The sequence below is a fragment of the Candidatus Nitrosocosmicus sp. T genome, assembly GCF_054408485.1.
The window spans coordinates 137519-158507 of record NZ_CP166992.1 but is presented as its reverse complement, the minus strand read 5'-3'; the positions used below and the strand labels follow the sequence as shown (position 1 = coordinate 158507).

Here is a 20989-nt window from a genome sequence, read left to right as displayed (position 1 = left end):
GATTATTTTTTAATATTTTTACTGAGGAATGCCTCCATCATTTTCTGTCTATCTTCGTGAGCAAAACACAAAGCCCATCCATAAATTTCTAGCCTCAATCCAGTATCAATATCTGCATCCATACCTTTATTAATTAGCATTTTACTGATTTTTACAGCATTGAAACTATTTTTAGTGATCTCTCTAGCAAAAGTTATACAATATTCCAAAAGTTTCTTATTTAGTAACTTTGAAAGTGCAATACTTTTCTCCTTTTCATTATTTTGATCGATAGATGGATCTAAACTAGACTTTTCCTCATCTGATAAGGAAATTACTTGGTTGACTAATCCTATAGTGGAAGCTTCATGAGCAGTAATCATTTTTCCGGTAAAAATCATTTCTTTAGCTTTTGCAGGTCCAACTACCCTAAGTAGTCGCTGAGTACCACCCCACCCAGGAGGAATGCCAATAGTTACTTCTGGTTGACCAATCTTGGCATTTTCAGAGGCAATCCTTATATCACAAACTAAAGATAGTTCACAACCACCACCAAGTGCAAAACCATTTATTGCAGCAATTACGGGTTTCTCCATCTTTTCAATTTTATTTAGCATGGATTGTGCAGATGAGGCATATTTTTCAGCAGTTACAGCATCAATATTTACCATGTACGAAATGTCAGCACCCGCACAGAAAGAGCGTTCTCCTGCCCCGGTAATTATTAGTAGCTTAATTCCCTCATCTGCAGAAATTATGTCAATTGCTCTAGTCAGCTCGAATATTACATCTAGATTCATTGCATTCAAAGCTTCAGGTCTATTTATCCTTAAAATTGCAATTTCATTAAGTAAATCTATTTGAACATATTTCATGGAAGACATAATCAAACTTCGATGGCTCTTTAAAATAAATCTTATCAAATATTATTCAATAAAATCGATATCATCATTTTTATTATTATCTTTCTGCAAAAATTCTCTTCTCGCATTGTTCATAAGTTTAAACAAAGATTCTAGTGATTTGATATCAACATCAGGACTATTTGGATTTTTCAATTCTCGAAGTTGTTTGGTAAATTTTTTGGCAATATCATATAAGTTAATTTTTTCAGCTAGATTAATAAACTCCTCTTTTTCGAAAGGTTTTGGAAGAACTTCAGGTACACTTTTTAGTCTTGAAACGTATTCGACGAATGCTTTTTTTGGCCAAGCTGATGCGAACATGATTCGTTGATCGCCCTTTAACTCCAAGATCTCTTTTGCTATATGTAAACCATTTTGATTGGAAGACATATCTTTTGATGGTAAATCGTAATCTAGGACAACCAAATCAAATATAACATTATTCGATTTATGATCCTCGTCGCTTTGTTGAATCGACTTTTCGTATTCTGATATTCCATCTTCATAGTTTTTTGCAATAATGTAATCATGTCTGTTTTCTTCTAACCATATAGAATACAATTGACAAATATCATCATCATCCTCGATGATTAGAACATTCATGCTAACCCCAGTTAAAGCAAACGAATAATAAAATATTACTGTTGTGCGGCCGATACTTTTAATTCACTTGTTCATTTTGTAAAATATTTACAAATACATCGAGAGAAAGGGGTTTATAAATAAAGTGATCATACATCATATTGATATTCAAAAATTCCATAGCTTCCTTGTTTATTTTACTTGAGGACATAAAATAGCCCTTAATTTTCTTATCTCTTTTTTTTAAATCATCGTATAGGTCAAAGCCGTCTAGCCCTTTGACATTAATACCTAAGAAAACAAAAGAATATTTTCCCGGGACAAAACTTTCTATCGCATTGTAAGGATCTTCAAAATAATCAACATTGTATCCCAAACTTACTATTGATTCTTTAATCGTTTCCAAGTTTTCTGAAAACTCGTCAATAATTAAGAGTTTAAGACCATCAGAAGGTTTATTGTAGTCAGTCTGACTAGCCACATTTGTCCCTTTCAATGGGATTTTAATAAGAAATTTTGCTCCAATGTCGTCCACCCTATTTCCAACAGCAACACTTCCCCCATGAATTTCTACAATCTTTTTTGAAATGAACAATCCAAGTCCAGCCCCTCCAGAATTTGGATAGAATTTAGTAAAAATTCTTTCTGGATCATCATCTGGAATGCCAGGTCCTTCATCTTCTATTAATATATTAGCATAGAAATCATCATTCTCAAAGACACTGATAATAATCTTATTCCCTTCATTTTTTTTTGTAAAAAAATAGGAATTATTTAGAATATTTTCAAATGCTTGTTTAATGTATTCTTTATCAGCCTCTATAAGTACATTAGGGCGGCCTTGAAAAAGTATCTGAATGCCTGAAGAGTCTTTGTTTGAAAGTTGATTATAATCTCTAGCAATAATCTCCAAAAGTTCGCATAAATCAAAAATTTCAAAATACAATTTTAGCGGATTTGCTTCAATTTTAGAAATATCCAAAATATCATTTGCAATATTCTTCAGTTTTTCGGCATTCTTAATAATAATATTGAGATATTCCAACATGTCAGGATCTTCAATTTTTGATTTCAATGTTTTAGAGAATCCTATGATAGGTAATATAGGATTTCTTAATTGATGGGAGGCAATATCAACGAAATCCTGTTGAAAAATATTACGTTTTTCGAGTATGATATTTTTATCTATAGTATTCCAGAGATTGACAAAAAGGGTATCGAAAAAATTAGCAATATCACCTGTAATCGAATCGGATAACTTACATCTAAATATTCGCTTATTGATATTATACTCTATTTTGAAAAAATAAACTTGACCTTGGTCAACAATAATTGTAATCATGTGTTCAGTGGGTTCAGTAGACGATAAGACATTTTTTACTTGTACATTCTTAAAGGGCTTAAAAAAATCCACTATCGAATCATATTGATCATTATCCTTACATGAAATCAACAGTCGTATTGAAGGTGAATTGACCACACTTTTCGATTTTATAACATCATAGAATGAATTCTTTTTTAAAAAAAGAAATGAATAATAAGAATTTAAAAAAATATCAAATTGTTGTTGATCAGACCTCTCAAATACCTTATCTAAATTAAAATCCATGTATTTTGAGGTTATTTTTATCTACTTTATTATTTTCTTTTTGGTGTCAAAAACATCATCCAACATGACTTCTAGATCATCTTCAAATTTCTTCAATATTCTTCTTAAACTCTGTTCTAATTCCTTTACACGTTTTTCAGTTTCGAGTTTAAATATTTCTCTAGAGATAGCAGAATATACGTGGAAATGTCCTCCTTCTTTCAAAGTTCTGCTTTCTTTTACACAGATTCCTAATCCTGTTAATTTTTGTAAAGATCTAAATACCGTACTCTTGTCACGATTTACAGCTTTAGACAAATCCTCCAAAGTCATTTGTTTATTATTATGTGCTATTAAGGTAAGCAACAGATCCATATCTAGTGGCGACAGATCATAAATATAAATAAAGAGATCCTTTAAGGTCGCGCTCATGCGAGTAATTGCATTTATTGATGATGACGGCATTTACGTATATTACTACACTTTCAAGCTATTTAAAATTATCTACAAAAACATCTATAATAATAAATTTGAAGGTTAAGCCATCGATTACAAAAATAAAAAAAATAAAAAATTTACTTTTTAAAAGAAGATTGGTTTTTATGCACCAGCCATTCCGTTTCGGAGCTCGACTCCTCGATGTTCCTCATTGGATTCTGCTTCTGCAGCTGCTTTATGCATCTCAGACATCGCACATCCCATTTGAGCTTCTGATTTGCCCTTTCTCATAATACCACGATACAATCCAGCTTCTAATGTCTGTCCATGCTCTTTTTCCCAATCTTCAACTGGTACACTGTATTTCTTTTGTATCCTATCCCTATACCATTCAGGTATTACATTAAATGCGCAGAATGGTACTATACGCAAATCAGGAGTCAAATAGTGAATGTCACATCTCTGCAATCTTTCTAGATCCTCATTATACTTATCTTGGAAATGCATCATCCCTAAGAATAATGATCTTACATGCCATGAACCAACAGAATCGAAGTTCTGTTTCAGAAGAATACTCGAAAACATGCGTCCTAAATCAAGTCCGTATGGTTGTTTACTGCGATCTACAAACTGATTAAGTTTTCGTATTACTTCCAACATGGTCCAATACCTATTTGAACCCGATTTAATCTCTTCAGTTTTTTCTTCAAAATACTCTAAGAGTCCTTTTATGTCAACAAAGGACGTTAAAGGTGTCAGCTTCTTTGTTTGAACATCTTCAAAAACGTATGTTCCAGCACCACAAGCAAAGTGGATGGATAATTCATATTTTGGTTTCTTGCTAAAGGCCTCTATCACATTTGTTAATGGCATACATGATGGAACCGGGAACCAACCATCTTTTGATATTTCACCGTTAGTTTGTTCTTCAATTCGTTCAATGCAATCAGGTATTGTAATTCTATACTTTTCTCGTTCTTTTTTACTCATTCTACCAGTTAATGAAACTGGCTGGAAATTTACAGCATGTACTACATCCATATTTTTTTGAGCAAATCGTATTATGCCGCCTAACTCATGATCATTAATAGATTTTATTACGGTTGGAACAAAAACAACAGTCATTCCACATTTCCTTGCAGATTCTAGCGTATATGGAACTTCCCAGTGATTTTTTGGATTTGTTCTGGCTGTTACTCCATCAAATGACAAATAGAGGTTACTAACACCAGACATTCTAACCTGCCTCATTGTCTCCGGTGAAAGTGCTAGTTTTATGCCATTAGTGTTGAGTTGTACATGATCGACACCCTCTTCTTTCATTATTTGGATAAGTTCTGTAATGTCATCTCTTAACATTGGCTCGCCACCTGTTATTTGAATAGAATTGCCTGCTATAGGTTTCTCAGCCTTTAAAGTTTTCATCATTGCACGCACTTGCTCATGTGAAGGTTCATAGAGATAAGCTCCCTCTAAACCCTTTTTAACATAAAAGAAGCAATACCAGCATGTAAGGTCACACCTATTAGTGACTATAATATTTGCTAAGCCAGAATGTGAAAGATGGTTAGTACATAAACCACAATTAGTAGGACAGGCACATTTATCAACCATAACATTAGGAGCCTGCGCACCTTTTCCATCCATCCAATATGTACTAAATTTCTTGTACATTTCATATGAACCAAAGTATAGTTCCTCACACTCACCATGGCTAGGACAAGTTTTTGTCATGAAAACTTTGCCTTCTCTTTCAAAGACCTCAGCGTCTAGAATCATATTGCAATCTGGGCATATACTTTGAGTATACCTAATGGTGCGTTTAGAACCAATAGTTTTACTAGTTAAATTGGAAATCTGTATTAAATCCATAATGTTGACCTTTAATACTTCATATGATTAACTTTATAAAGATGATCTGACGAATCCTACGGTGTTTAGTTAGTAAAGCACAACATAGATGAAAGATTTAATATCCAAGTTTAAACTAATCACATAAAACGATGGAAATTAGCGACAAGGCCAAGAAATCTATGGAAAGCCTTGGATTAACAAATTACGAAATTCGAGTATATACTTCATTGTTGTTTGCCAGTTCAAATACAGCATCAGAAATTAGTAAGAAATCTGGAGTACCATACTCAAAAATCTATGATGTTTTAAATAGTCTGTATGTAAGAGGATGGATATATTCGGATAATCAAAGGCCACAGAATTTTTTTCCTAAATCACCATCAAATGCAGTGGAAGCCATGATGATAGAAATGGAGAACAATTTGAGGAGTAATAAAAATGTAATTGTAAATGAATTAATGCCAATCTATGAAAAAACCGGATTAAAGGAAAAACCTGATATTTGGGTGGTAAGTGGATTATACAACATAGCAATAAAAGTAACTGAAATAATTAGATCAACAAAAGAAGAGCTCTTGATAGCCATCCCTAAAATCCCTGAGAATGTTGTAAGATCGATTCAGCCAGTGCTCCGCGAACTCGCTGAAAAAGGAGTAAAAATTATTATTTTAGCCTCCGATGAAACTAATAGTGATACCGTAAAAGCAATGTCTAGAGTAGCTGAAGTAAGACTCAAGAATGATATGTTTGGAGGTGGAGTCATAGGAGATTCCAAGCATGTATTAATTCTACTTGGAGAAGGAAAAAACGATCCAACAACTGCCTCTAGTTATGACACTATAGCCATATGGGCAGAGCACACGGGGTTAGCTAGTTTTGCTAAAGACTATTTCCATTATTTGTGGCAAGATGCAAAAAAATAGGTCGAATAGCTAAAGCCTTATAACAGAATAATTAAAAATAGTAAGGACAAACAATGATGTGAAAAGCCCTACTGATTAGATGAAGTAGATCTTGAGTAAAGAGTTTGTCCGATTTATTTATGTTTATTTGTAATAATTTGAATTTAGATTTAAATTTCAAATACATATATGCATTGTACCAATAACACATAGTGTAGAAAAGTAGTGATCCGCATAGAAACTACATCATTGGAAAGTTTTAGAAAATTTATGATTTTCATTACTTGTAAATCATTCATTCCTAGTAATTATAATGGAGAGACAGACACTTTTCCCGAAAGAGATATCAGACTAGGCGATATTTACATTGAAGCAGCAGATAAAATCATGGTAAAAAAATTAAAAGAAATTACCTTTGTAAATGCAAAAGAAGTACTTGGAATAATCTATTCATCGAAAACTGGAAATACCATTTTGAAAGTGAGACAATTAAAGAACAAGACTGGAAAAGTTATAGCCAGAGCATTACCTAAAGCAGTAGCCAATGGGGTGGAATCAAGACTTTTAACCAGACAGTGGTTTGAACATTGTTTGAAAATTCAGAAACAAGGTAAAGAATTGGTTAAATATGACACAAATAAGAAATGAAATTCAATAAAGTAAAGGATTCAGAAAATAGAATAGTCTTAACCTTAGAAGAACCAGATGATCTCTTTAGTCTAAGAAGAGTAATAGATATCGGAGATAGCATTATTGCAGATACTACAAGAGTAATCAAACAGGATAATGAATACTCTAGACCAGACAGAGGAGAAAGAATCAAAATCAGGATAAGTTTAAGAATAGAAAAAATTAGTTTTGATGACGCAATAGATAGATTAAAGATATCAGGAATAATAATTACATCGAACAATGATAACATACCCAGGGGTTTACATCATTCTATTAACGTAAAAATTAATGATACAATCATCTTAGAAAAATCAAATTGGAATGAAAACTATATAAAAATACTTTCAAAGTCGGCTCTTGAATTTAAATATTTATTTATCTCAATGGACTCACAAGAGACAGCTATTGCAAAATTAACTGGAACAAATTTAAAAATAACACCTAACATATATTCCGGAAAGAGTGGCAAAAGATACGTTACTGATCAAAGAAATGAGTCAAATAATAAAATCTATTTTGAGAACATAAGAACTGCCTTAGATATTTATTTGGAAGAACAAGGAATTAAAATGGTAATATTTGGTCCAGGAGAAACAAAGAGAAGATTCCTTAACTACCTAAGGGGAAAAAATGAATCCTATCAAAACAAAAATTTTGTGATAGCGGATGGGATTGAAACAGCTGGTGAAGATGGGATTTATGTATTTTTAAGATCAGAAGCCATGAAGGATCTTATGTCCAGTAGCAAAATTGCTATGGTTTCTATGATTCTAGATAGAGTAATGCAGCAAATAAACAACGGAGAAAAAAAATATGCAATGGGAATCAAAGAGATAAAGTACGCTCATTCATTAAATGCCATTGATGCGTTGGTTTATTCTGACAAAGTTTTTTCAGAGATAAAAGAAGACGAATTCATAAAACTGCTAAATGATATGGAATACAATAACGCAAAAATTTTTGCAACTGATTCAACTACCGATATTGGATTAAGGGTGTCATCACTAGGTGGAATAATTGCATTATTGCGGTACCGAATAAATTGAAGTAAGACTTGTAATCATATAACACAACACAATTTAGGTATTATACGTTAAATTGAAAAAAGGCTTTCAATATTAATATTTAATGGAAGTCCACAAAATATCATTTATTCATTAGATTATGAATGTTAAGATGTAGAAGAAATTATGTATATGATATCAATCCAAATTAGAGATTAGGAGTATTCTTGTGTGTATTATTAATAATCCATGAAAGATATTCTGATGAAACATCGTCCATCTTAATAATGACAATTTCAGGTAATTTATAGGGATGTTGTGCTAGAATTTCAGCCTTCAATGTTGGGATACAACTTGAGGTAGTTTTAAAAAAAGCAATAAATTCTTCTTCTTGTTTTAATTCAGATTCCCAAACATACAAAGAATTTATTTTTGTATAATTTACGCATGCACATAATTTCTTCTCCACTATTAGTGTTTTAGATAAATTGATTAAAGATTGCTCATCAGAGAAGGTAGATATCAGAATCCTGCCATTACAACTAGATCGTTCATCTTGCATTTGCATCATTTATTTGATACTAGTTAAATTATATGTATTGGTATACAGAGGCCTATTTATATCGAGTTAGTCAACTACGTCTGCCATCATTCATTGAATTGCAAAAGGTTAGCATGGAAACCTATTTTGAAATTTATGAAATGGATTAAATATGCAAATATAAATAAGGTCACTCTAACCTAATTTTTATAATCAATTCATGAAAATAGATAATATAAGGAACATATTAGAAAACGCTCATATAATCCAAAATCAGAACCATATTACCAATTTGCAGGTCTAAAGTACAATCCCGCCATAATTCAAGAAACATCAAAATTGAAGATTCAAGGTTGCCGATTATTTTTGAAATTGTTTGATACACCTAGAGAATTGTTTTTGTCATTCTTAGAAAGTCTTGCGGAAGATAAGACTAAAGGTTTAGAGCGTGAATTACATGAGCTCAGAAATACAAAATTAGTGTACAAGAGATAGAGAATTGAAGATAATTATATAAACTGGAGCAACTTGAGACAATTTAGCGCGATAGAAACAAATCATAATCATAGAAAGAATATTTTTGATTGTTTTATTGAGAAAACAGAAGTATTAAAACCAGTTATAGAAAAGAGGTTCAACAGAATTAGGCACATATACAAATATGATGGAGGAACGAATCTTCTGTATTAGTATTTAGAAAGTGAAGGAGTATCATACAACAAGTTAAAAGAATTTGTACAAGGTTTAGCAAATGCAACAAGTAAACTATTTAACGAAAGGCTTGTCATTCTATCTAATAAAATTTCTGATAGAAATCCAGAGTATTATGATTTTTACTATTTTAGGAACAGGGTTTTTAAAGATATCTCAGATGAATTTGCAAATGTAAATCCTATTTCAGCTGTTATCAAGACTCTAAGGGATTTAAGAATGAATACGAAGAAAATATCATATTCCAATGGGAATTAACGAGATATTCTCGATCTTTTTGGAAAGACTAACTAGAAATAAGATAGAGATAAGAAATACTTAAAAAAATATAAAGATATCAAATAGAGGAGAGTTGGATAAAATAATTGAACTAAATAATATTATGAAATTATTTTTCGTGACTTTCTATTCTGCAAACTCATTAACAAAAATGGATATTTGGATGAATAAAGGGTTCATCCATCGAAAATACTAATAAAATTTACTCATCGATGATCAAAAAATATACAAATATAGAAATGCTAGGGCAGTACTGGATGCTTCACCTTATAAAGCCAGAATCAATAATACATGTACCAAGTTATTTATTAGCTGCTGTGAGGGCTACAAAGTTAGAAAAAAAATTGAAGAATTATATGAAGAAAATTGGTGGGAATCAGAAGAAGCCGGAAAATATTTAAGAAGAATGATAAAGGATGGAGCAAATATTAATTTACAAGAATTTTCTAAGCTAGATTCAAGAGTGTTTTTGAAAGAGATCACTCAATAGCAAACTATTTACAACATTTCTCCAATTAGGGAAAATATCTCTTAAAAATTGCTCGGTTGAAAAATTTTTGGACATCCATTATCAAAGATTAATGTAAATTTGATTTCATAAAATGTGATAAAGTTAAAGCTAGCCTCATGTATGAATTACCTTAGTAGTTACTGTAAAATGATCATTAGAAGTCGAGTGTCATTAAACTCGATAAACGAAACCTATAGTTGGAAATATATGAAAGAGGTAATGGATTCTTTTGTTTGAGATTGATACTTTAATACAAGAGAGTATTATCATATTAAAATAATAGTTGGAAATAACTTTTTGGATCAGAAAGGTTCTTCATGCAGGAGTGCGGATAACAAAGCTGCCCTTAACTCTTTTCCATAAGCGGCTTGCTTAAAATAAAGGGCATTTACAGTATTATCAATTGATGAAGAAATTTCATCAACTCTAGGTAATGGATGCAAAATAGAAATATCAGGTTTTGACTTCTTCAAAGTATTTTCATCAATAGTATACAATCCTTGAATTTTTTTATATTCTTGAAGATCCGGAAATCGTTCTCTTTGAATACGTGTTACATATATCACATCTAATTTTTCTAACAAGTCATCGGATAATTCAATGTGATGATACATTTTTACCTTAGTTGAGATATCGTATATCGATTCGCTTCGAACTTTTAGTATGGAGGGAGAAACAAGATGAATTTCGACTTTATAATTAGATAGTGCATAGATTAGAGAATATACTGTGCGGCCATACTTTAGATCTCCTATTATTCCAATAGATAGACCATCGATTCTTTTTTTTTCTTTGAATATGGTATAAATGTCCAACATAGCTTGAGTGGGATGTTCTTCGCTACCACTACCTCCATTTATCACAGGTTTCTCTGATATTTCACAAGCATATCTACTCGAACCATCAGAAGGATGACGTATTAAAATGATATCGGAGTATAAGGAGATAGTCTTAATGGTATCGGCATAACTTTCTCCTTTCATGATAGAAGAAGAATCCACGTCAGATATTCCCAAAGATCTGCCTCCAATAGATGACATGGCAGATTCGAAACTTAATCGGGTTCTAGTACCTGTACTCATAAAAGATATACCCAAGAATTAAGCCTTTTGCGATTTCCCCACGCTCTCTAGATCTCAATGTTTGTATTTTATCAGTAATATTAAAGAGATAAGTAAAATCATCCATATTAAAATCACGAATGGACACTATGTTGCGATTAAAAAATCTATTTTTAATCATGAATAACCATGTAATTAATACTGCTAAAATATGCTATCATTCAGTAGATAGCAAGGATAAAAAAAATTATCCTGAGCCACAGCTACTAAATCCACATTCAATGCACATGTTACATCCTTCTGTAATAATTAAGTAATTTTTACAAACCGGGCAAGCTTCTTTATCGTTCTCTGTTCTAGAAAGAGAGTACAGATCAGGTTTAGTATTAATCGATACAATATCGGATTCAAAACTATTGGGTTCTAGTGGATTATCGATTATATTAGTTGCAACGGTATTTTGATCACTCGATTCAGAATCCTTAAAAATTGGATTTACCTGATCAAGAACATAAGGTTCATGTATGTTTGCTAAAATGTAATCATGCAAATACTTACTTGGTTTAACTTGGAATCTTTTTTCACGATCATTACCAGTTATGTGTAAAACTTGTTCATTCCTAGAGCCATCTCGATAGATAGTCACCCCTTTTAATCCAAATTCATGGGCAAGTAGATATGCACACTTTACATCTTCAACTGTAACATCTCCAGGCATATTGATTGTTTTTGCAATCGCATTACTAATCCATTTTTGCCACACAGCTTGAGCCATAACATGATCGGTCCAGTGAATATCTATGGCTGTAACAAATAGCTTTTGCATCCATTCAGGTATTTCATTTAATCCCCGTACGGATCCATAATTATTTGCAATTTTTATCAAAATTTCGTCGGTGTATAATCCATGTTCTTTCAAAATATTCTCAAAAATCTTATTTGTATAAAAGAACCTACCAACAGTAACACGTTTTTCAAACACCAAGGCAAACACAGGCTCAACACCATTAGATACATCCGAAATCATCGATAAAGTGCCAGTAGGCGCGATAGTAGTAGTCCATGAATTCCTGATTCCATAATTTTTAATTTTTCCAATTAAAGAGTCCCAATCATAATAATGTGAATCCTTAGGGATCTCATAATAACCCGACAGTGGAATATCCCCATTTTTATACTCGGTCTGATCAAATAACGGGAATGCACCACGAGATTTTGAAATGACGACACTTTCATCCATACTAAAGTATGACAATGTTTCAGCCAGTTTACCCATGAATTCATACCCTTCCTTTGAGTCATATGGGATCTGTAACATAAACAACAAGTCAGCTATACCCATAATCCCCAATCCTATTCGCCTAGTTAGTTTTGTATTGATATCAATTTCCTCTACAGGATATTTATTAACGTCTATAATATTATCCAAAAATCGTGTAGCAGTTCTGATGGATTGTTCATATTTGGGCCAATCAAATTCATACATTCCATCTGCTTTTCGTTTTACAAATTTGGATAAATTAATAGATCCGAGATTACAGGACTCGCATGGATACAATGACTGTTCACCACATGGATTAGTTGCTCTAAGTGGCCCCCCTTTAGCATTGATACAAGGATTGTATTTATTTATATTATCAAAAAAGATAACACCAGGTTCAGCACTTTTCCATGCACTCAAAGCTATTAACTCCATTAATTGATGAGAATCAATATTTTTCACATTAGCCTTAGTTCGTGGATTTTTCAAGGTATATTTATGGTCCTCTTTATTTACTAATGATTTCCAAAAATCCGACCATATTCCTACACTTACGTTAAAATTTTCATACGTCCCCGGTTTAGTTTTCATTGTAATGAATTTTTCAATATCAGGATGCCAAGATTCCAAAATACCCATATTTGCACCACGCCTTTTTCCACCCTGCTTAACTACGTCTGTAATGGAATCGATAATTTGCATAAAAGATGTTGGTCCTGATGCAACACCACTAGTAGATGCAACGATATCCCCTTCAGGTCTTAAATCAGAATAATTTATTCCCACGCCTCCTCCAGATTTAAAAATCATAGCGGCATCAGTGGATGATTTCATTATGGAATACATATCATCAGGCATATCAAGAACAAAACAGGCAGATAGTTGACCCAACCTCGCACCAGCATTCATAAGAGTTGGGGTATTAGGAAGAAACTCGTTCGAAACCATCAAATTATAATATTCTGTTATTTTGTTGCCATAATTGCTCATTTTTCCTTCTGCAATCAATCGTAAAAGATCTTTAAAACTAATTCTCATTCTTCCCAGTTTTGCCTCATCAAGATATGATCTGATTAATGCTTCAAAATGATATTTATTGAAATAATAACCTCCAATTTTTAACTTGCTATCGAAATCATCTAATTTCTTATAATATAATTCTGCTTCAGATAAAGTCTGTGTATGACTATCATGAAAATCATATACCCGAGAGTCATGAATAATATCCGATATAGCAACCAATATTGCGACTCGTTCAAATAACTGCTTGGGACCTTCGACAATTTCACCATTATTATCCCTCAATAAATATCTTGAAGATAAAACACGCAGAGAATTGACATCCAGGGTTTTATCTACTTCATCAAGATCTTTTTTATTTAGGATCTTCATTTTCATTTCCCTTAATTTTCTCCTTTCATGACGATATAGGATGTAAGCTTTAGCGGTCTCAGCCAAACCTTCTTCAATTAAAATTGATTCGACCATATCTTGAACATCTTCCACACTCAAAACATGATCTTTATGAATGGACTCCAAGTATCCATTTTTAATAATTTTATTTACCAATTTTGATGCAAGTAGTTCAGCCAATTTATTATCGGGTTTACCAGCTGCAACCAATGCTTTGTAAATTGCATTCGATATTTTTGATTGCTCAAAATTCACTATTGTACTATTTCTTTTTTTTATATGTACAATGGTTTTATTTTTTGAATCATGAAGATCAGTTTCAGCCATATAACATTTATATATTATTTATAGATCGTTTATATTAATTTCGATAGCTTATTTTACAAATTAGCGAGTTTCAAATAAGATTACATCTAGGCTGAAAGTATAGCAGATATAATAGGTTTTCATGTTATAATGGACCTAGAATAATTAATTATGAACAATCTAACAGATATATAAAAATGGCTAAGGATTCTACAATGGTGTAGTTTATGGGACATGTACGAATATATTGATATTAATTAGATGTACCAATATTTCGAGATCCACATACTGAACAAACATCACTACTAACCACTCGAGTTCCGCATATAGAACATATGCGATTCTCCTCAAATATATCAAAGCAGGGAATAATATGAATAGCTTTATGTAACAATTTCACCATTTCCTGAGGAGAAACATCACCAGTGAGTAGTTTTATGTACAAACCTCCAGTCATAAGATTATCCAATTCAATTATATTTTTAGATAATGAATCTTCCTCATCAAGCATTTTTTTGGTAATAACTAGTCCTTGTGAATATGATTTGAAATCGTGGGTCAATTTACCAAATTTCTCGGAATCAAGGTCAACAAATCTTGTTGAACTAGAATCATTTATGATGGAAACACCAAATTTGTCTGTATTATCTTGCCCAAAATCAAGTAGTACGTCGTTAGCCGTTTTAACCACTTTCTTTACAATATCAAATCCCATATCTTTGGAAAATCCCAATATATCATGAATAGATTCATCTAACCCAGTCAAGTTAATAATTATGGAAGTAGTACCCAATTGTGGAAAGCCTATCGTATTGGATAGAGTAGGCAATATATCTTGCCGAATATTTTCTAATAATATCTCCTTCTTTAGTAATAAAGTATTTATGGATGGTCTCATTAGTAAGGCTAATTTAGTCCTAAAATAGGTTTCATCTTTATTTGACTGATAAGCTAAACGTGGCAGATTTATAGAAAGTGAATGTAGTGCGACGATTGGCAGCCCCATATCTTGATTTATCTTATGAATACCTCTGCTACTACGAGCTGATTTTTGTGAAAGAGATATTCTACCACCTAACTTTATGATCTTTGTAAGAATGGACAATAAGTCATCAGATAAGGAATTTGCAAAAGTTATAAAAAGTCCAAAATTGGGTAGAGATACTTGTTCTATATATGACAAATATCCACTTAGCATTTGGAGTAAACGTTCGCTATTTTCCTTTCCACTTAAAACAAGTGTTATAAATGGAGATCTGGCAAATTGCATTGAAACAGAGGATGAAATCAATGAGAGTGAAAAATATTCAGATATTTTATCAATCGTATAATTACCAAAAATTTTATCGATGTTTTCTATAACTATCTCTCGGGATACTTCCCTTTGAAGTAATGAGACCAAGATAGGCAGAGTGATATTTAATTTGTGAGTATGTGTAGTTCTAGGCAAAAAAAGAAAATGGCCTTTGAGATTCAAGTTCTTGTTTACTTGTTCAATATCAATAAAAACAGTATCAGCGCCTATGCCCCAATGACCTAATGCATCTAAATGAACCTCACCACTATAATGCATATCCATAATATCTTTTTGAAAATTATTTGCAAAATAATCTGAAAAGACTTTTTCCGAAACATCTGTAATCAGGTCATTTATGCCATTTTTTAATAAATTATCATTATGGAGGAATTTTTTACTTAAGTCAAAAATGGGAATTCCGATTCGAATTAACTTATTCATTTGTTCCTCTAAGCCATGCTCTAGTAATACATTATTTACGCAATCTCTTATTAGTCTAGATGTCAAGTAAGAGGTTGAGAGTTTATATATTTTATTTTCAACCTCTTCGGTAATTTTTGTAGCTTGTTCTAAAGACATATTTGCTTCTCTAACCAAGCATTGAATTATTTTATGAGGATTAAATTCTTCAATGGTCTGTTGACTAGTTCTAACATACATCTTTCCACTTTCAACTATAGACTTTTCTTCTATCTGTCTAGCCAAGTTTAATACCAATTTACCTAGATTAGTAATGGTATACCTCCTTTCTCCCTTATTCAGACCCACCAAGGATTGTCTCAGTAGTTTTCTCAGATGATATGCAAATTTTCCAGATTCTTTCTTTGATTTAAATCCTGCCAGAGATTTTAATTCAGAGTAGGTTAGAGGTCCTTTATTATTAAGAATACGCAAAATATCAATTCTATTGGGACTTGCCATTACTGAAAAAATCATTCTTACTCGTTTGGATGTGGATTCCAAAACTCCACGTTTAGTTTCGGATGGGGGCAGATATGTATACCTCAACTACAAAGAGCAGTCTGATTATTAGTATATAAATAAAACTATCAATCAGGATAAGGATTAGAGGCTTTGGTTTGATTAAAACCTAGTTTTCTAATAACACTTGTCCACTATTGAGTATATCGTCCTTTAAATTAATACTCGGTCTTTTTGAAATTACAGAAACCGGAACTTCAGGTAGTTTTTCTTTTGCTTCGTCTTCCAAACTATTTTGAACATCACTTAATATGGCCAAGGCATCTTTATCGATCACAGAGCTTATTTTACCAGCATCAGTGTCGATATTAGAATTAATTAATACATCACCAGTTAGCGTATGAATGTCATTCAACACATCGGTTGCAGACGGAACAGCCTTTGAAAGATCTTTCTGTATATCTTGAAGCATTTCTACTGTCGGATTAATAGTATCCATAACGGTTGAGAATTCGGTTATCGTAGTGAATCGGATTGCAACTACCTCTAATGCCGTGGTTGCATTGTGAGTGTTCTTTCTAAGTCTTCTCATAGCAGATAACTCATTTGCTATGATGTTTGCACGTGCGTTGTTTCCTGATTTTATATTTTGAGTTATTTTAGAGCTAAAATTAGCATCAATATTAGAAAATTTTGTATCCATTATTTTGAGTTGGGAAATTTGCGTATTTATCACTGATATGGCGCTGTTAACATCATAATAAAAGCTACTTTTTTCCATCTAGCAATGAGTAATCAATACATTTGTTAAAAACAAATGTTAAACTCTGTAAACAAAAAGGAAGATTAAATTTAGCTAGATGCTACGACATTAACCTACTAATATTTTTGCAATATTAAACCATGCTTTTCGTGGAAATCAATCACTTTAATTCTAGAACCCAATGGCAAATCAGAGGGGGAAGATATTCCAGGTAGAAACCCGGAAACATTTATGTCACCATCATCTAATTTAAAAATAACCCAAGCATACGAATTGGCATCTTCAAATCCTTCTGGTGCGACTGCTTGAATTGTAAAGGTTACAACTGTGCCCTTACCGCTATATGATATTGGTTTAAAAGAGCTAGAAAAACATCTATCACAATAATATACGGTTTCTAATATAATATTATTGCATTTATTGCACTTATTAAGAAGTATGTTCCCATTTTTTGCAGATTTGATGAACCGTTCTCGTGAGCTTTGATTCATTGGTTTTGATTCGGTCAATTGCAGTATCACCGTCTATTTTATTTTCTTAAATATATGTACGGCTGCGCTAGCCCCGGTAGCACCAAAGTTATGAGTCATAGCTATTTCTGCATCTTTAACCGTGCGTTCTCCCGCTTTATTAGTAAACTGTTCAAACACTTCTACAACTTGGCCAACACCAGTTGCTCCTATTGGATGACCTTTAGATTTTAATCCTCCGGACGGGTTAACAGTAATATCACTATTTAATCTGGTACGTCCTTCTCTAACAGCCTGAGCAGCAGATCCCTTGGGAAAGAATCCTAGATCTTCGATGTCTATTAATTCGGCTATGGTAAAACAATCATGTACCTCAACAAAATCAATATCTTTTGGCGATAGATTTGCCATTTTATAGGCTTGACGGGATGCTTCAACGGTACTTGGAATAGTGGTAATATCTTTTCTAGATTGGACTGAAGCAGGCGATGCACCCCTGCCTGAGCCCACTACTTCCATATATGGATTTCCACTTTTTTTTGCGAATTCCTCATTACACAATATGACTGCTGAGGCGCCATCAGAAAAGGGACAACAATCATATAATTTCAGTGGAGATGCGACTACAGGAGATTTTAATACATCTTCTACAGTAATTTTCTTCCTAACATGGGCCTTAGGATTAAGAAGACCATTTTCATGATTTTTTACAGCAACTCGGGCCAGATCCTCTTCTGTCGCTTTATAAGTAGCCAAATAGGCCCTAGCCATAGAACCAAAAAGACCAGGAAATGATGCTCCGTTACCTCCCTCATAAAAAAAATCAGAGCAGTAGGAAAAGAGGGTTGTGCTTTCAACTGTACTGGTATGAGTTACTTTTTCAACTCCTAGTGCTAAAACACAATCATAAAATCCAGCAGATACATTTGCAAATGCTTCTCTAAACATTACAGAGCCAGAACCACAAGCAGATTCGATAGTAAGTCCTGGTACATCAGGGATCCCAAGATTACTCATAATTACAGGAGCCATATGCACTTGTTTATCAGCCACACCAAAGACGTTTGAAATATATCCAGCTTTCACGTCTCTTGGAGTTATACCGGCTGATTCAATGGCATCTCTTGAAGCATTTAAGGCTATCTCAATAATACTCTCATGTAATTTGCCATACTTTGTACTGCCAGCACCAAGTACATAGACCTTTTCACCCATATATCTTAGAAAGGGCTTTAGCATAATAAAAATGTAAAGTGAATGCATAAAATCTCAATATGGTTGATTCTGTTTTGATTATTTGAATATTCTATGAGTACTAATCGGATACGCGCCTTACAATAACCTTCTATAGGTAACATTATCGATTTTACTCACATTTATAGTAAGCAACTGAAAATAGAGAAAAATATTCTGATAAAGTTCAGTAACGCTTGATGCCATGAATCCTAATACAGAAAGTCATCGATACGGTCAAATTCAATTACTATCTAGTGTATGTGGTACAAATCCTTTCTCCTATTCTTTAACAACGGAAGATTCTTTCTAACCACGTCAATCCTAGATAGATCCAAATCTAGAATCTCAAATCCTTCAGTATTACCCATATCCATAACAACAATACCAAAAGGATCAACAATTAAACTTCGACCACAGAAAATATTGCCAATTTGGTTAGGAGCAATCAGAAAAACTCCGTTTTCTATGGCCCTAGCTTTACACATTATTAACCAATGATCTTCTTTCATTGTTCCCTGCACCCAACCTGATGGAGCTATCAATGCATTAGAGCCTTTAATGGCAAGGATTCGAGACAGCTCAGGAAATCTCAAATCATAACAAACCAAAGTTCCAAGTTTACCCAAAGGAGAAATAACAGGAGAAAATAGTTTACTTCCAGCCAATAATTTGGTGGATTCCTTAAAACCAAGTGCATCGTAAAGATGCAGCTTTCTATAATAAGAGATTAATTTACCTTGACCATTTATTAATACCACTGTATCATAAACACGATAAGAGTTTTTGTTAATTTTACTATCCTGACCTTGTTTCATATTGGTTAATACTAGATTTGTATGCTCATAAATAGAACCAACAACAAAGATATTGTTTTCTCTGGCACTTTTCTTTAATTGCTTAACAAAATTACCCTCAAGGGATTCAGAAATCGAAAACAATTCTTTGCTAGATTGTGATGGTGGAGAAAATGACATCTGGAATTCTGGGAAGCAAATAATCTTTGCATCTCTTTTTGCAGATTGCTCAATCTGTTCCAAAGAGAATGCCAGATTTTCTTTTTTGTCTGTTGACGACTTCATTTGGACAATCGAAATCCTTACCATAATTATACAAAAGTATAAGGAAGTTTAATATTAAATTAGTTATCAACGGTTAGAATTAGTAGACTCTACACACTAAAAGAACTGAAAAATTATGTTACTGTTGTCCTTATCCTTACCTTGGCCTCAACAAATAGTATTAAGACACCTCATTCCAGAAATCAACCTATTACAAATCTATTTACTCTATTAATTCTAAATTAAAAGTACCAGGGTTCTGGATTTAACAATGTTTAATAATTTTTGGATTCATAAAGTTTCATGGAAAGCTTGGAAAAGGAAATAAAGGATTTAGTTGGATGGGAGAAAGTAGAAAATAAACTAAGTAAGAACTTTAAATTTAAAGACTTTATTGAATCTTTTAGTTTTATTACGAGGATTGCAATAATATCTGAAAAAATGAATCATCATCCCGACATCACAATATCATATAATAGTGTTCATATTGACCTAACAACTCATGATATAAATAGTATAAGCAAAAATGATATAATATTAGCAAGAAAAATCGAGGAATTAATATGAAATGATAATTCCTTCAATACGATCTAACAATAATTCCTTCAATAAAAGAATCTAAATATAGTCGTAATTGTAAAAAAAATAAAGCGATGAGCGTGAGACAAGAATCTAATGTAATATTACAGCGTGATTCAAGAATAAAATTTATTGGAAAAATAAAGAATGGTAATCAAGATATAAGTTTTAGCCCAGATAACAAAATTGATGAGAATGACGTTAAACTAAGTATTATTCAAACGCCTCATATACTGGAAGCTGGAAAAAGGTTTACGGACCTGGGAAATTTGGAGTCCGTAATATTTGAATATGACAAAATGAAATTATATAATTTTCCATTGGGCGAAGAAACAGTCATTTTCGGAACCAATAAAGAGATTAATAATGAAGAGATAATGAAATTGGTTTCCAGCAATGTAACAGATTTTCAGACTGAATTAGTGCCTCAGTTTCAAGGAGAAAAGATTAAAGATTATGACAAGGCATTGAGAATAAAAGCGGAACCGACTCAAGTTCAAACAGATCCAAGTCAACTCGAAAATCCATGGCAAAATTATATCTCTAATCTAATTGAATTTTGGAAGGAGTTTACAGTAAATTCTATCAGGATGAATGAAAAAATGGTAAAAGAGTTTTGGAAAAGCTTTAGTAGAGAATGATGTAGGTTCGCACATAC

The 20989-nt window shown here is 32.5% G+C and carries 18 protein-coding genes; 5 read left to right on the top strand and 13 right to left on the bottom strand.

The window, feature by feature from the left end:
- Positions 1-2 precede the first annotated feature (2 nt).
- The 5 genes from AB0A59_RS00825 to tes form a co-directional block, all read right to left on the bottom strand.
- The gene (locus AB0A59_RS00825; protein WP_458747636.1) at positions 3-854 is read right to left on the bottom strand and encodes an enoyl-CoA hydratase/isomerase family protein; all 852 of its coding nucleotides are present in this window, start codon (positions 852-854) and stop codon (positions 3-5) included.
- A 51-nt stretch (positions 855-905) separates the two neighbouring features.
- Positions 906-1487, bottom strand: coding sequence for a response regulator (locus AB0A59_RS00820; RefSeq protein ID WP_458745635.1), 582 nt, complete (start codon positions 1485-1487; stop codon positions 906-908).
- Between the two features lie 58 nt (positions 1488-1545).
- Entirely contained in the window at positions 1546-3075 is a 1530-nt protein-coding gene (locus AB0A59_RS00815; RefSeq protein ID WP_458745633.1) for a hybrid sensor histidine kinase/response regulator, read from the bottom strand.
- A gap of 21 nt (positions 3076-3096) precedes the next feature.
- Complete coding sequence (locus tag AB0A59_RS00810; protein ID WP_144733198.1) at positions 3097-3519, bottom strand: helix-turn-helix domain-containing protein; 423 nt, start codon at positions 3517-3519, stop codon at positions 3097-3099.
- A gap of 135 nt (positions 3520-3654) precedes the next feature.
- Positions 3655-5364: a tetraether lipid synthase Tes gene (gene tes, locus AB0A59_RS00805; RefSeq protein WP_458745631.1), complete on the bottom strand. Its 1710-nt coding sequence runs from the start codon at positions 5362-5364 to the stop codon at positions 3655-3657.
- 131 nt (positions 5365-5495) lie between these two features.
- On the opposite strand from tes, the gene AB0A59_RS00800 reads away from it, so the two are divergent.
- The 3 genes from AB0A59_RS00800 (at position 5496) to AB0A59_RS00790 (ending at position 7966) form a co-directional block, all read left to right on the top strand.
- Positions 5496-6269 carry a TrmB family transcriptional regulator gene (locus tag AB0A59_RS00800; RefSeq protein WP_458745629.1) on the top strand — a complete coding sequence of 258 codons (774 nt, stop codon included), beginning with the start codon at positions 5496-5498 and terminating at the stop codon, positions 6267-6269.
- A gap of 204 nt (positions 6270-6473) precedes the next feature.
- On the top strand, positions 6474-6896 hold the full coding sequence (locus AB0A59_RS00795; RefSeq protein WP_458745628.1) for a hypothetical protein: 423 nt from the start codon (positions 6474-6476) through the stop codon (positions 6894-6896).
- Positions 6893-7966 carry a pelota family protein gene (locus AB0A59_RS00790; RefSeq protein WP_458745626.1) on the top strand — a complete coding sequence of 358 codons (1074 nt, stop codon included), beginning with the start codon at positions 6893-6895 and terminating at the stop codon, positions 7964-7966. Before AB0A59_RS00795 ends, AB0A59_RS00790 begins: the two co-directional genes overlap by 4 nt.
- 166 nt (positions 7967-8132) lie before the next feature.
- Here the strand turns inward: AB0A59_RS00790 and cutA are convergent, their stop codons facing one another.
- The 8 genes from cutA to AB0A59_RS00750 all read right to left on the bottom strand — a co-directional run bounded on the left by cutA (position 8133) and on the right by AB0A59_RS00750 (position 19797).
- A complete protein-coding gene (cutA, locus tag AB0A59_RS00785) occupies positions 8133-8495 on the bottom strand; it encodes a divalent-cation tolerance protein CutA (protein ID WP_458745624.1) in 363 nt (120 codons plus the stop codon).
- Between the two features lie 1773 nt (positions 8496-10268).
- Positions 10269-11048, bottom strand: a complete 780-nt coding sequence (pyrB, locus tag AB0A59_RS00780; RefSeq protein WP_458745622.1) for an aspartate carbamoyltransferase — start codon at positions 11046-11048, stop codon at positions 10269-10271.
- A gap of 226 nt (positions 11049-11274) precedes the next feature.
- The gene (locus AB0A59_RS00775) at positions 11275-14028 is read right to left on the bottom strand and encodes an adenosylcobalamin-dependent ribonucleoside-diphosphate reductase (RefSeq protein WP_458745620.1); all 2754 of its coding nucleotides are present in this window, start codon (positions 14026-14028) and stop codon (positions 11275-11277) included.
- Positions 14029-14260: 232 nt separating this feature from the next.
- Positions 14261-16225 (bottom strand): anaerobic ribonucleoside-triphosphate reductase, encoded by a 1965-nt coding sequence (nrdD, locus tag AB0A59_RS00770; RefSeq protein ID WP_458745618.1) that lies wholly within the window; start codon positions 16223-16225, stop codon positions 14261-14263.
- Positions 16226-16394: 169 nt separating this feature from the next.
- Positions 16395-17006, bottom strand: a complete 612-nt coding sequence (locus AB0A59_RS00765; protein WP_458745616.1) for a Snf7 family protein — start codon at positions 17004-17006, stop codon at positions 16395-16397.
- A 98-nt stretch (positions 17007-17104) separates the two neighbouring features.
- On the bottom strand, positions 17105-17497 hold the full coding sequence (locus tag AB0A59_RS00760; protein WP_458745614.1) for a Zn-ribbon domain-containing OB-fold protein: 393 nt from the start codon (positions 17495-17497) through the stop codon (positions 17105-17107).
- 15 nt (positions 17498-17512) lie between these two features.
- Positions 17513-18697 carry a thiolase domain-containing protein gene (locus AB0A59_RS00755; protein WP_458745612.1) on the bottom strand — a complete coding sequence of 395 codons (1185 nt, stop codon included), beginning with the start codon at positions 18695-18697 and terminating at the stop codon, positions 17513-17515.
- A gap of 248 nt (positions 18698-18945) precedes the next feature.
- Complete coding sequence (locus AB0A59_RS00750) at positions 18946-19797, bottom strand: carbon-nitrogen hydrolase family protein (RefSeq protein ID WP_458745610.1); 852 nt, start codon at positions 19795-19797, stop codon at positions 18946-18948.
- A 258-nt stretch (positions 19798-20055) separates the two neighbouring features.
- On the opposite strand from AB0A59_RS00750, the gene AB0A59_RS00745 reads away from it, so the two are divergent.
- Positions 20056-20319, top strand: coding sequence for a 4a-hydroxytetrahydrobiopterin dehydratase (locus tag AB0A59_RS00745; protein WP_458745608.1), 264 nt, complete (start codon positions 20056-20058; stop codon positions 20317-20319).
- An 86-nt stretch (positions 20320-20405) separates the two neighbouring features.
- Positions 20406-20972: a hypothetical protein gene (locus tag AB0A59_RS00740; RefSeq protein WP_458745606.1), complete on the top strand. Its 567-nt coding sequence runs from the start codon at positions 20406-20408 to the stop codon at positions 20970-20972.
- Positions 20973-20989 lie beyond the last annotated feature (17 nt).